At 64.6% G+C, this 13,164-nt stretch carries 10 protein-coding genes; 3 read left to right on the top strand and 7 right to left on the bottom strand.

Features of this window, described 5'->3' with window-relative positions; all coding sequences use genetic code 11:
• Positions 1 to 221: 221 nt before the first annotated feature.
• Genes BMI01S_RS24960 through BMI01S_RS24950 form a run of 3 tightly spaced genes read left to right on the top strand, consistent with a single transcriptional unit; the run spans position 222 to position 3,344 of the window.
• Positions 222 to 2,030 carry an HAD family hydrolase gene (locus BMI01S_RS24960; protein WP_036045801.1) on the top strand — a complete coding sequence of 603 codons (1,809 nt, stop codon included), beginning with the start codon at positions 222 to 224 and terminating at the stop codon, positions 2,028 to 2,030.
• 49 nt (positions 2,031 to 2,079) lie between these two features.
• Positions 2,080 to 3,024, top strand: a complete 945-nt coding sequence (locus BMI01S_RS24955) for an MBL fold metallo-hydrolase (RefSeq protein WP_042290910.1) — start codon at positions 2,080 to 2,082, stop codon at positions 3,022 to 3,024.
• A 59-nt stretch (positions 3,025 to 3,083) separates the two neighbouring features.
• Entirely contained in the window at positions 3,084 to 3,344 is a 261-nt protein-coding gene (locus BMI01S_RS24950; protein ID WP_028231845.1) for a hypothetical protein, read from the top strand.
• A 54-nt stretch (positions 3,345 to 3,398) separates the two neighbouring features.
• On the opposite strand, the gene BMI01S_RS24945 is transcribed toward BMI01S_RS24950, so the two are convergent.
• From BMI01S_RS24945 to BMI01S_RS24915, 7 genes are all read right to left on the bottom strand, one after another.
• Positions 3,399 to 4,607, bottom strand: coding sequence for a GNAT family N-acetyltransferase (locus BMI01S_RS24945; RefSeq protein ID WP_081716162.1), 1,209 nt, complete (start codon positions 4,605 to 4,607; stop codon positions 3,399 to 3,401).
• A gap of 381 nt (positions 4,608 to 4,988) precedes the next feature.
• Positions 4,989 to 5,408, bottom strand: coding sequence for a hypothetical protein (locus BMI01S_RS38200; protein WP_051391071.1), 420 nt, complete (start codon positions 5,406 to 5,408; stop codon positions 4,989 to 4,991).
• Between the two features lie 537 nt (positions 5,409 to 5,945).
• Positions 5,946 to 7,202, bottom strand: coding sequence for a chromate efflux transporter (gene chrA, locus BMI01S_RS24935; protein WP_028231846.1), 1,257 nt, complete (start codon positions 7,200 to 7,202; stop codon positions 5,946 to 5,948).
• A 233-nt stretch (positions 7,203 to 7,435) separates the two neighbouring features.
• The gene (locus tag BMI01S_RS38195; protein WP_154671341.1) at positions 7,436 to 8,317 is read right to left on the bottom strand and encodes a hypothetical protein; all 882 of its coding nucleotides are present in this window, start codon (positions 8,315 to 8,317) and stop codon (positions 7,436 to 7,438) included.
• Between the two features lie 369 nt (positions 8,318 to 8,686).
• Positions 8,687 to 9,808 carry a branched-chain amino acid ABC transporter substrate-binding protein gene (locus tag BMI01S_RS24925; protein WP_407669061.1) on the bottom strand — a complete coding sequence of 374 codons (1,122 nt, stop codon included), beginning with the start codon at positions 9,806 to 9,808 and terminating at the stop codon, positions 8,687 to 8,689.
• A 250-nt stretch (positions 9,809 to 10,058) separates the two neighbouring features.
• Positions 10,059 to 11,933, bottom strand: a complete 1,875-nt coding sequence (locus tag BMI01S_RS24920; RefSeq protein ID WP_042290907.1) for a PAS domain S-box protein — start codon at positions 11,931 to 11,933, stop codon at positions 10,059 to 10,061.
• Positions 11,933 to 13,039 carry an ABC transporter substrate-binding protein gene (locus BMI01S_RS24915; RefSeq protein WP_255217822.1) on the bottom strand — a complete coding sequence of 369 codons (1,107 nt, stop codon included), beginning with the start codon at positions 13,037 to 13,039 and terminating at the stop codon, positions 11,933 to 11,935. The genes BMI01S_RS24920 and BMI01S_RS24915 overlap by 1 nt, the downstream gene beginning before the upstream one ends.
• Between the last annotated feature and the right edge of the window lie 125 nt (positions 13,040 to 13,164).

Below are 13,164 nucleotides of genomic sequence, written 5' to 3'. Positions count from 1 at the left end.
GCCCGAGGCAGCAATCGCCCCATTTCTTCTTGGCCAGCCGCTCGTTTTCGCGCGTGTGCTTCGGGATTGAGCCGTGCTGAAAAAGCGCATCGGTGCGGCCACAGCAATCATGGGACTTGCCAAGCTGAACCGGGCCGCGGGATATCCCATAGAGGAAACCGCATCGTCATTAATGCGTGTGCGCCACGCCTCGCGAGCATCGTGAGAAACAGGAGAGACGGATGCGCTTCTCAGTCCTCGCTACCGACTACGACAACACGCTTGCAACGAATGGCGCGGTCAGCGCCGAGGCGTGGGAGGCGCTCACGAGGCTGCGCCGCTCGGGGCGCGAACTCGTGCTCGTGACAGGGCGCGAGCTCGACGATCTGCTCGCCATCTGCGCCCACCCCGAGTTGTTCAGCCGGATCGTCGCCGAGAATGGCGGCCTGCTTTACCGGCCCGATACCGGCGAGTTGCACACGCTCGCGCCCCCGCCGCCGGCGGGCTTTGCCGAGGCGCTGCGCGCACGCGGCGTCCTGCATCTGGGCGTGGGCAAGACGTTGATCGCGACGATGCACCCGTATGAGCGCATCGTGCTGGAAACGATTCGGGAAATGGGCCTGGACCAGCACATCGTCTTCAACGGCGACGCGGTGATGGTCGTCGCGCCGGGCGTGAACAAGGCGAGCGGACTGATGGCTGCGCTCGACGACCTGGGCCTCTCGGCACGCAACGCCGTGGCGGTGGGCGATGCGCAGAACGATCATCCGCTGCTCGCCGCCGCCGAGCTTGGCGTGGCCGTCGCCAACGCGGCGCCGCGGCTGTCGGAGCGCGCCGACTTCACGCTCGAGGTCGCGAACGGCGCAGGCGTCGCCGCACTCGTGGACGAACTCGTGCAAAGCGACCTTGCCGCGCGTATGACGAACAAGTGTCCGTTGCGGCTCGGGGAGCGCGCAGGCACCAACGAAACGACGGAACCCGAGCGCACCGGCGGCGAAGCCGCCGACCTCTTGCTCGAGCCGCCGGCTCAGTCGATGCTGATCGTGGGGGCGTCGTCGTCGGGCAAGTCCTTCTTCACGCGCGCCGTGCTCGAACAGCTCACGGCTCAGGGCTACCAGTTCTGCGTGATCGATCCAGAGGGCGATCACGACGAACTGCAGGGGGCGATCAGTCTGGGCGACGCGCGCGCCGCGCCGTCGCCGGAGGCGCTCGAAAGCGTGCTCGCGCATCCGTCGCTGAGCGTGTCGCTCAATCTCATGGCGCTGCCTTTTGCCGATCGGCCGGGCTTTTGCGCACAGATCAGTGCCTCGTTACATGCGCTGTACGCGCGCACGGGCAGGCCGCACTGGATCGTCTTCGAAGAAGCGCAGCATCTGTTCGTGCCCGACGCGGCGGGCGTGAGGATGCCTGCGGCACCTGCGGGACTGAGCACGCTTTACGTGGCCCCGCGCGCCGAGGCGCTGCCCGGCACGCTGCTGGGCACCGTGGACACCGTGGTGGCGGCGGGCGCCCAGGCGGGCGAGGCGCTGGCCGCGTTCGCAAGATGCAGGGGCATCGAAGCGCCCACGCTTGCGGCTGAGCCCGCTCAGGGAACCATGGTGCTCTGGCGCCCGGGCGGCGGGCATCGCCATGCCGCCGTGCCGTTCGTCCCGGCGCGCGCACGTCAGTCGCATCGACGCCATGTGCGCAAATACGCCCAAGGCATGCTGATTCCGGAGCGCAGCTTCTGGTTTCGCGGGCCGGATGGCGCGCTCAACCTGCGCGCCCACAACCTCACGCTGTTCGTGGAACTGGCGCAGGGCGTGGACGATGAAACGTGGGACTGGCATCTCCAGCGAGGCGATTACGCGCGCTGGTTCGGCGAGGTGATCGGCGACCGCGACCTCGAACGTGTTGCCCAGGCCGCGCTCGAAGCGCGGCGGCAAGGCGCTGACGCCGCCGCCACGCGCGATCGCATTTGCGGTGCCATTGCATGCCGCTACACGGTGCCGGAAATGCCGACGATGCCCAATCTCCTCGCCACGCCGCGAACGCCGTCGGGCGAGGCCTGAAGCGCAGGCGCACAAAGTGCGGTGATCATGCATGGAGGAGGAACCCGCGATGGTCATACACCACTTGAATTGCGTTTCGACTTGCCCACTCGGCGGGCGGCTCATGGACGGACACACGTCGTCCGTGGCCACGCGAGGCGAGCTTTGTTGCCACTGTTTGCTGATCGAGACCGAGCAGGGACTCGTTCTGGTGGACACCGGCTTCGGTCTCGAAGACGTGCGCCATCCGCGCTCGCGACTCAGCCGCTTTTTTCTGGCGCTGGTCAGCCCGGACTTTCGCGAAGAAATGACCGCGATTCGCCAAATTGAGCGGCTCGGGTACGATCCGCGCGATGTGCGCCACATCGTGCTCAGTCACCTGGATTTCGACCATGCCGGCGGCTTGTCGGATTTTCCGCAAGCGACCGTGCACATGTTCCATGTCGAATCGACGTACGCGCACGCGCAGCGAACCTGGCTCGATCGCCAACGTTTTCGACCGCAACAATGGCTATCCGCACAGCTTTGGCAGACCTATCCGTCCGACGACGGCGAACGCTGGCGCGGCTTCGAACACGTGCGTGAACTCGACGGGCTGCCGCCATCGATCCTGCTCGTGCCGCTGCGCGGGCATACGTTCGGTCACGCGGGAATTGCCGTCGAAGGGTCCGATGGCTGGCTGCTCGACGCCGCCGACGCCTACTTCTATCACGATGAAATGGCTGCGACGCCACACTGCACGCCGGGCCTGCGGTTCTATCAATGGCTGCTCGAGAAAGACCGTCGCGCGCGCCTCGCCAACCAGGCGCGCTTGCGCGAGCTGCGCCGCGAAGACAAGGACGTACGCATTTTCTGCAGCCACGACATGATGGAATTCGAGGCGCTCGCGGGGCGGCCCGGCGGCACGCTTCCGCGCGAGAACCCGCGCCGTGCGCCGCGCGGGTTCAGCGCCGCGGCGCGGCCGTCGCATTGGAACTATTTGACGCGCCATGTCCATACGCCGCTATGCGGTTGACCAGCCAGTGGCACGGGCCGTGCGAACACAGGAATACTAATCAATGCATGGAGCCAGCCATGAACGATCGAACCAAAGAGGACGCCGCCGACCCTGTCGAACGCGCTGGCGCCCGCAGGAAAGCTCAGCGCGACGGCGATGTCGATGTGCGGCCGGATGGCACCGTCGAACAGAAGCCGCATGGCAACATGGACAGCACGCTGGTTCCCAAGGGCCCGGACCATCCCGAGCAGGGACCGTACGAAGCCGAGCATGACAAGAAGGTTCCCGACGTGGATCCGGACGCCGAGCCCCACGGCAAGGGCGATCTCCCAGCCTGACCGCGCGCCGCGCACACGCGCCCGTGCGCGTTACCGCACGGGCGCATTCCGTGATCATCGCGCTGCGGTAAGCGCGCGCAGCTTCGCGCGCAGCGGGTCGATGGCAGACTGGCGCACCCTTCGAAATACGCGCCCAAACTGCTCCGCGGCAACGGGCAGCTCAGCGAGCCTGCCCCGCCATGTGAGTATGACGAGATGCGATTGGTACCAGCTCTTGTGATTCGACCAACGCTCCTTGTAGGGCGAGAAATATGGCCGGAAATCGAAATCACGGCCGTTCGCCTGCGCCCACCGAGCCATGCTGTCGACGAGCAGGTTGCCGACGGAACGCGCGGCATAGGCCTCGTCATAAGTGGTGATGAAATACTCCAGTTTGCGCGGCCCGACCAGATTGACGGCTGCTGCGATGGGAGCGCCGTCGAGTTTGACGAATGAGACCAATGGAGTCGTAGCGAGATCTGTCCGCTCGGCGAGTTCGACGAAGAAGTCGCGCACATCGTCATTCATCAGATAGGGGGCGTCGAGTCCGCGCGAGAGCACCCAGTTGCGCTTGTTCTCGAAGAGCCAGCTCAGTACCGCACGGGCATCGCTGGCGTCGTGACACCAGCCGTACTCGACCGCGCCATCCTCCGAAAGCCGCCGTGCGAGACGCCGCAAGGGGCGGCGTAGCGAGTCGGGCCTCGTGGTGATGAAAGCATCGAAGCTCGGGAAGCGCGACAGCTGCATGGAGTAACCGGACAGCAGACGCCAGCGCTCCGGAAGGGCCCGCAGAATCCACGACTGGGACGCGCGCGAGAGCGCCGCGTGGAGTGGGCTGTTGCACTCGACGAACCGTATTTCCAGCACGTCGGCGTCGACGCTGCGCAGCGCATCCACGGCGGCGTCATAGAAGCGCCTATCGTCGCGATTGGCCACGAGCGGGCCGCCGTATTCCTCATTGCTCCCGCAGCCTAGCGCACGTGCAACCCGGCATGCGCCTTCGCGCGCGATGCACAGCGGCCACAGCGCGACGAGCGTGCCTCCTTCGTAAACCAGCGCGATAACGACTGTCGCACCCCTGGCCGATGCTCTGGCCGCCGCGATTTCGCAATAGGTGAACTCGAGCGACGCAGGGCCCGCCGCGCAGAGCGCTTCCCAGGAGGGGCGCAGTTCCTGCAAGTCGGTGAGCGACCTGCATACCCGGATTTCATGACGAATACTTGCCGTGTTCTCCCGGGCGGCAATTTCGGGAAGGAAGACGGTCTCGGTCGGTGAGTTTCGCATTGTGTTTTCCCGGTAGTCCGATTCGGCGAGGTATCGAATTCGTACGTATTTCCCTTATCAATGTGTACTCCGAAAGAGAGGCGTATATCTATCGGAGGCATACCCATATCATCTATCCAAAAAAAGCCGTGCAGCGCACAAAAGTAATTCCGGTGCTTGAAATTGGCGGCGAACGACTAGTGAGTGGTAGATGGGTGGTAAGAGGAATATGGGCTTGCGGTAAAACGCACCGCACAATTGCCCGAGTGCGTTTACTTTCAGTACGTGTTGCCACTCGATAGATCTTTTGAATGATCCATTACGGGAAATCTGACATGGAGCTGTGGTGCAAGTGAGGAATCTACATGCTGCGATGCGAGCGGACACAATTGCCGGTCTTCTTCAGAAAATGGCGGACCCGAGCATGCCAAGAATCGCGACTACGTACGTGATTGCGGTGAGGGTTGCCGCGAGGCGCAGCGGGCGGCCGACTGTCGGATTGCTGGTGGCCGTGACGATGCTTATTCCGATACCGAGCAAGGCGAGCACGAAGAGTCGCGACAAAAGACTCCAGCCATCCAGTCCGACCTTGGAGATGGACCAGAAGAGGGCGGCGGCGAACACGCCGAAATACCACGCTAGCCCCGCTGCGCGGTTCCACAGCATGAGAATGCCAGCGCCGATCAGCGCAATGCCCGCAACGAAGTAATAAGGCGCGTGGCCCATCCAGGGAATCCATCCACCCAGCACCGCGAAAGCCGCGCCGACGAGGATGATCCATTCTGCAGTCTCGGCAGGAGACGACCAGCGGCGGTAGGACATGAAAGTTCCCCTGATGCGGACAAACGGGGCTTAGGATCGATCGATCTCATCGATGAAAAAACATGCGAATGCACGTTGATCGTAAGTAGCCGATGTCTCAAGGTCAAGGGTAATGACCCATGAAGTCATGAGTAGCTCGGAACGTGCTCCTGATTGATATTTCTGCCACGAGAGAATTGCCGGTCTACTAAATAGGCGAGAGTCGACATTACCGAATCAGATGATTTATCCGGAAAGACTTGCGACGCAAGTGGCATCACGGGAAGGAATGCGTCAAGGTTACTTGCGGGACCAAGGAGAAAGCGTGGGCACGCGCGATGCGCGCTCGATGAATTGCGCGCGAATTTCGGAGCCCTTAGCTTGCCGCAGGCGCACGCGATCGAGCGGTACGCAATCGAGTGCGAGTACGCGCCCGGTTACCTGACGCTCGCCCGAACGCCACGCAAGGCGCGCCACTCGATGCGTGGGTTCGCCACATGGCGGACTTTTATCGATATCCGCTGCAGTGGCGATCTGATGCTCGCGTTGCGAGGTATCTCAGAAGACGGTGTGGACGAGCGGGGCGATTTCTTTCTGCGCGATTCCCGCCGCGATGCAGAACGCGACGACGACCAGCGGCGGCATTCGCCAACGCGTCAACGAGACGAAGCCGATGACGGCGATGGCGAAGTCGGCCGAAGACTGGACCGCGCTCGTCGACACGGGCGAGTACAGCGCCGCGGCCAGCAGCCCGACCACGGCTGCATTGATGCCCGCAAGCGCCGAAGCCATGGCCGGGCGCGCGCGTAGTGCCTGCCACCACGGCAATGCGGCGATGACGAGCAGAAGCCCCGGCAGAAAGATGCCCGCGGTGGCGAGCAGCGCGCCGCTCCAGTGCCGGGGCGGTTCGGTCATCACCCAGCCAAGAAAGGCCGCGAACGTGAAGAGCGGCCCGGGCACCGCCTGCGCCGCGCCGTATCCGGCAAGAAAATCACCGGGCGCGACCCAGCCGGTGGCGACCGTTTCCCGCTGCAGCAAGGGCAGCACCACGTGTCCGCCACCGAACACCAGCGCGCCGGACCGGTAGAACGCCTCGAATACGCGCACGCCCTGCGCTGCGACGCTCGCACCGGAGACTGGAAGCCCGGCCAGCAGCACGCAGAATGCGATCAGCGCCGCGACGCCGGCCGCGCGGGACACGGGGAATTGCGCGGCGTAGGGCATCGCTGCGGGCGCGGTCTCGCTGGTGTTCGCGCGGCACAGCGCGAGACCGAGCAGCGCCCCGGCGGCGATCACGATGAGCTGGGCGAAAGCCGTCGTCAAAACGCTCAGGAGCGCGAGCGCGGCAAGCGCGATCGCCGCGCGCCGACGGTCGGGGCACAGACGGCGCGCCATGTCCCACACCGCTTGAGCGACCACGGCCACGGCCACGAGCTTGAGCCCGTGAATGACGCCCGCGCCGGCCGGTCCCGCGAGGTTCGGGGCAATGACCGCAAAGGCCAGCATCAGGAGCACGGATGGCAACGTGAAGCCGCACCAAGCCGCCAGTCCTCCGGCCCAGCCCGCACGCAGCCAGCCGATCGAGAAGCCCGTCTGGCTGCTGGCGGGCCCGGGCAGAAATTGACAAAGGCCGACCAGATCGGTGAAGGCCTTGTCGTCCAGCCAGCGGCGGCGCTCGACGAATTCGCGGCGAAAGTAGCCGATGTGCGCGATCGGGCCACCGAAGCTCGTCATGCCGAGCTTGAGGAACACGACGAGTACTTCGACGACGCGGCCAACGCGAGACGCGTGGACTGACGACATTTCAGAATTCATGGGTGAGCAGGTGGGGGAAGGGCTGCGGTTTCGGGAACGTCGCGATAGTAGCGCGAGAGGCGCCGCCGGGCCACCGTGGCGACTGCGGCAGCCGATGGCGCGGGGTCCTGGCAATGAGCGAGCAGCGCCGCGCTGCCTTCGCGCGAAAGGCGAAGGCCCAAATGGCGTTTACTGACGAAAAACGCGGGGACGCTTCGCTCGCGTCGCGGCCCGAGTGCCGCGACGGGCAACGATCAGTGATGCCAGAACAGAGGCCCCTGGTGAGAATGTGTGTCGCCTGCCTGCGCGTACTGGCTCTCCCTTGGCCAGTACCGGCCATGGCGCTTGCCCCCGCCCGATTCGTGCCCGGCGTCCGCGAGCATGAGCAGGCGTCTCGCTTCTCGGCTCGAGGTGTCCACGTTCACCGCGTGCCCCGCGTCCTGCCTCACGCAGGCCCACTGCCGCAGGTGCTCGCATTGCCGTGCGAGGCCGATCAGCATGTCGCGCTCCTGCTCGCGCGCGACGAGGTCGGCCTCGATTTGTTGCGCGTCGGTGTTGCCGGGCTCCGCGGCCAGCGCGCTCGTGATCGCCCTTCGAGCGGGCCACAGGTTATTCCTGTCGAGACTGGCGCGCGCACTGGCCAGGTTTCGGGCGGCGTCGGAATGGGCGTTCGCATAGCTCGGCGCGGCGGGCGCGAGTTTGAAGGCAGGCGCCTTCTGTAGCGCGACGCCCGGCTGCGCCATGTTCGCGCGGGTCGTGCCGGCTCGCGGGAGCGCGGCCATGACGTGCGCGCCGCGCGAGCGGGCCGCCGGCAACGCGAGTTTGTCCTTCGCGCCGGTCACGGAGCCCTCGACCACCTGGGCGCCGAGCTTCGGTTCCCAATCGCTGCGAAGGACCGCATAGGCGGTGAGCGCGATCGCGAGCGCGCCGAGACCCACCCATGCGTAAAGTGGCCGGCGCGGGCGGCGCGTGATGGTTTCCTCGTCGATCGAAGGGTAGTCGCCGTCGTAGACACGTTTGCCCCCGGCATTGCCCGGCGGGCCGCCTGGGTTCGTGAGCACGTTGTCGGCGACGCCGCCCGCGCGTTCGTCGGGCGCGCCGTCGCCCGTAGCGGCAAGGCGTGATGCAGCCGCCAATTGATTCGCGCCGCATTGGGGACAGAGGATAAGCGGCGCGTTGAGCCTCATCCCGCAGTAGGGGCACTCCCACGGGCCAGATTGCTCGTGACCGGGTTCGTCGAACATGGGAAAGCTAGCTTTGGCTTCGATTGACGAAGAGCAGCAAAATGGGTGCCGCAGTTCGCGCACCAAATCGAATATGGGCCACTTCGTCCCATAGATCAATCGGCCGATTCCGCCAACACCTGGCGGAATTGGACAGGGCGTGCGCCTTCCTCGCGCGCGAAGAAATTCGCGATATTCCGCGCACGTTTATTTATGCAGCCTGGGAGAGAAGGGCACTAGCCGGCGGGGCCGCCCTGGACCCGCCGGTAAATCAATTGCTCATCAACTGCCTGCAATGGTGTGGACGGGCTTGAAGTCGCCGTGCTGAACCTTGTAGATCGTCACCGGTGCGTCCTTGAGGTCGCCGGTCGAATCGTAGGAAATTGTCGCAGCGGATACGCCCTTGATCGACAGCTTGTCGAGATACGCGCCGTAGACCTTCGGATCGGTTGAGTTCGCGTTCTTCATGGCGGTGAGAAGCGCCATCGTGCCATCGTACGAGTACGGTGAATACGTGATGGGTTCCTCGCCAAAGCGCGCCTTGTAGCGCGTTGCATAGCTGGCGAAGCCGGGCATCTTGTCCTTCGGCAAACCGCCCATGTAGACGATCGCACCTTCCGCTGCGCTGCCGCCGATCTTGAGGAAGGTAGGCGAGCGCGACATTTCCCCGGTCACGAACGCCGCCTTGATGCCGAGCTGGCGCATCTTGCGAATCATCGGCGACGATTGCGCGTCGCCGCCGCCGTAGAACACCGCGTCCGGACCGAGGCCCTTGATATTCGTGAGGATTGCAGAGAAGTCGAGCGCCTTGTCGTTCGTGTAGTCACGCTTGATCACCGTGCCGCCGGCCGCCTCGACCGCCTTCGCGAATTCGTCTGCGATGCCCTGACCGTACGCCGTGCGGTCGTCGATGATCGCAATGCGCTTGAAGTGCAGCGACTTGACGACATAGGCGCCCACGATGCGGCCGGCCTGTGCGTCGCTCGTCAACAGACGATACGTCGTCTTGTAGCCGCGAGCCGTGTAGACCGGGGACGTTGCCATCGAAATCTGCGGCAGTCCGGCGCGATTGTACAGATCCGAGGCGGGAATGCTGGTGCCCGAGTTGAAGTGGCCGATGATTCCGCGTACGCCGTTGTCGATCAGGCGCTGCGCAACCACGGTACCCGTGTGCGGGTCGGCCTGGTCGTCCTGCGAATCGAGTTCGAACGATACCGGCTTGCCGCCGATCGTGGGGCGCGTGGCGTTGAAATCGTTGATGGCCAGCAGCACGCCTTTTTGCATGTCCGTGCCATAGTTCGACTGCGCGCCCGTGAGCGGCGCTGCAAAACCAATCTTGACGACATCGGCGGCGTGGGCGGCGGCGCATGAGCATGCCCCGGCGACTACGAGCGCGGAGCGCATTACCTTCAGTTTCACTTTTCACTTCCCCTCAGGTGCATGTTGGGCGATGCCGGACGCTCGGTGCTTCGGTGCCGGCGAGTGGTTTTCGCGTCGTCGCGCAACGTGGCGGGATCGGCCAATGCAGTCTAGGTAGCGAAAATGTGCGCGTCTTGGTCGTTTGGGGTGCGCGTCATGACGATTTCTGCACAGCATGCGGAAAGTGTAGAGGACTACCAGGGTGCGCACCGGTAGCGGCGGCGGGCAGAAGTCGTTATTTGAATTCGTTGTCGGCGGGCAAGCCCCGGCCGACGTTCTCCGGCGTCTCGTTGAAAACGAGGCGGACAGTCGACCCCGGGCCATCCCGGCTCTCGATCTGAAATTGCGCGCCAATCATTCGCGCGCGCTCGCGCATGCCTTGCAGACCATACGAATTGCCACGGACCGCTTTCGTGACGTCGAAGCCGCATCCGTCATCATGAACTTCGAGCTCGAAATGGTTGTGAACGCAACGGAGGACTACCTCCGCGTGCGAGGCATGAGCGTGCCGGCTAACGTTGGTGAGCGCCTCCTGGGCGATGCGGAAAACAGCTGTCGCGCGATCGTCGCTCAACGCGGGCTCGCGGCCTTCGAGCCGGAAACTGCAAGCTGTCGCGTTATGGCGCGTGAAGTCCTGGACGAGCCATTCGAGCGCGGAAAGCAGTCCGAAGTTCAGGGCGGCCGGGCGCAGGTGACTCGCGACGTTACGGACGATGTCGATGGTGCGTTCGGCCAGATGGCCGATGTCCGCCACCTTCTGCTTCCAGTCGGCGCCCTGGCTCAGAGCGAGCTTCAGCAAGGACACGTTGATCTTGATTGCGGTTAGCAACTGGCCCAGTTCGTCGTGGATCGTCATGGCGATCTGCCGCCGCTCCTCTTCGCGGATCGACTCCTGATGGGATGAGAGCTGCCGCAACTGTTCGCGCGAATGGCGAAGAAGCTGCTCGGTCCGCGTGCGTTCGCGCACTTCCTCCGCGAGTTGATCGCGATGACGTGTGAGCACTTCCATCGCCTGCTTGCGGTCGGTAATGTCGGTCAGTTGCCCTTCGAGGTATTGTGGGTCTGCGCCGTCGTAGCGTATCCCGCGGGCATTGAGTTGGCACCAGACCGCGCTGCCGTCGGCGCGAGTCAGCTGGATTTCCAGTCCCGCGATCTTTCCCGTGAGTGGGAGCATCGAGAACAGGTGAGCAGTCGTCGCGGCGGAGAAAGGCGGGCGTAGAACACGAACGGCGGGCACCTCATGCGCAAGCGCCGCCTTCATGCTCTCGATGTCGCGATAGCCGAGCAGTTGGACCATCGCGGGATTCGCTTCGCAGAGCTTGCCGTTTCGATCGAGCACGAAGAATCCTTCCAGCGAGTGCTCGATGATGCTGCGGTACTTGCGCTCGCTCTCCCTGAGCGACGCCGTGGACTCGCGTAGCCGGTCGGCCATGACGTTGACGCGCGAGGCGAGCCGGCCGAGTTCGACGCTGGATTCGATCGCGCATCGGCTGTCGAGATCGCCGGAGGCGATGCGATCGACCATGTCCTCGAGCCGTCGAATGGGTTCTCGTACCAGGTGCTTTGTAAGCAGGAACGTCGTGAGGTAGAGCACCGCGAGCACGAGCGCCAGGGTCGCGAGCACGGCGGCACGCGCGGTCTGGAACCCTCGTTCGGCCAGCGCTTTCGTCAATACCACGCTGACCTCGCCGATCTTTTCTGCAGGAACGTCGCCGGGCGGCGCGAATTCAATGGGGCGCACGCGCACGACCTGCCGGTCCGGGGCAGGCATCGGCGCGTTGCGCGCATCCGCGAGCACGCCATAATTCGTCGCGGTGACGGTGAGGCGAACCACCTCCGGGTTCGGTTGCAGGGCGTTCAGCTGGCGCGCGATCGCGTCGCGATCGACGTTCCATAGCGGTTGTGCGAGCGATTGACCCAGGAGGTCGGCAATGCGGTTCGCGCGTTCATCGAGTTCGGCGATCCGGCTTTCGCGCGCATGCTCGAGCAGGACGAAGGCTGACGTCCCCGCGACCAGCGTACACAGCACCAGCAGCGAAAGTATGAGTTGCGCATGCAGGCTGCGCGGGAAGCGTTGCCGTGGACGTGATGGCCACCGTGCCAGCCCCATCACGCGGCCTTCGAAGCAGAATTGAGCAGGGCATCGAGATCGAAGGTGTACGCGCCTGCGCGGTGGCTCAGAACACGCGAAAAGCCGCTGAAGTCGAGGGAAGCGCGGTCTTGAAAGGTCATTTCGTAGTAACGCTCGGCGTTGGCGCCATGGAGGACCTTCAGGTAGTCGAGCCGCTGACGCGGTCCGCCCACTTGCGCGAAATCCGCGCCGTGATGGTAGTCGTGGATCAGCACCATGGCGCATGCGCCGATGAACTGATCGCCCGCCACGATTGCGGCCAGCTCGCCGCGAATCACCGACGCAACAGCTTCGGACAGCGCGCCGACGCCCCCAACGGTGGTGGAGAGATGCCGCTCCCGTACCGCGCTCAACGCGCCAAGCGTCATCGAATCGTTGGCACCCCAGATGATGTTGGCATCCGGATAGCGTGACAGGAGCACACGTGCCTTGTCACGGCCGTCGGCAAAACTCCAGTCGCCGTAGACGAGCTGGTCGATATGGTCCTCCGGCCGGCGCGCGAGCGCGGCCTGTGCCCCGGCGGCGCGCTCCGCCGAAACCGGTGTGGCAGGGTCGCCGGTAATGCCGATCACGCTGGCCGGCGTGCTGCCGTTCACTCGCATCAGGTAATCCATGAGCCGGAAAGTCCCGCGCTCTGCGTTGGCGGTGATGGTGCCGATCCAGTTCGCGATCCGGCCGCGTTCGTTGCCCGTTCGCGCCCGCTGGGCTTCGGTCAGATCGTTGTGGATCAGCAGGATTCTGGCCGGGGAGCGCGCCAGCGTCTGCAGCATCTGGGGCGCCGCCAGTTTTTCGTTGACGATGACCACGTAGTCCGGTGCCTCTGACCGGGCCGCGACGGATTCGGCCTGGCGGAGCATCAGGAGATGATCGCGTTCGGCATACAGCACTTCGAGTTCCATGCCGAAACGCTTCGCCGTCGCCGCCATGAAGCGCGAGACGAGTTGCCAGTGCCGGCCGGTATCGTGCTCCACGCTTTCCCCCGGATTCAGGAACACGACTCGCGCCGGCGCGCGGCCGACCGGTAACGCAAGACTCGCCCGGGTCGTCGCAAGACTCGCGCCGATGCCAATGCATCGCGCGATCATCTGTCTTCTGTTCATACGAAATCAGCGTAAGCCACGCGGGGCGCTCTTTGGAACCGAAGGGTCAGTCGACAAGGCGACGGTGCAATGAGTATGGACGGGGCAATGTGTCGGGGCCGGTGCGAAGC

Origin of the sequence: Paraburkholderia mimosarum LMG 23256 = NBRC 106338 (assembly GCF_000739815.1) — a bacterium.
Taxonomy (GTDB): Bacteria; Pseudomonadota; Gammaproteobacteria; order Burkholderiales; family Burkholderiaceae; genus Paraburkholderia; species Paraburkholderia mimosarum.
This window is presented reverse-complemented; position numbering and strand designations above follow the sequence as displayed.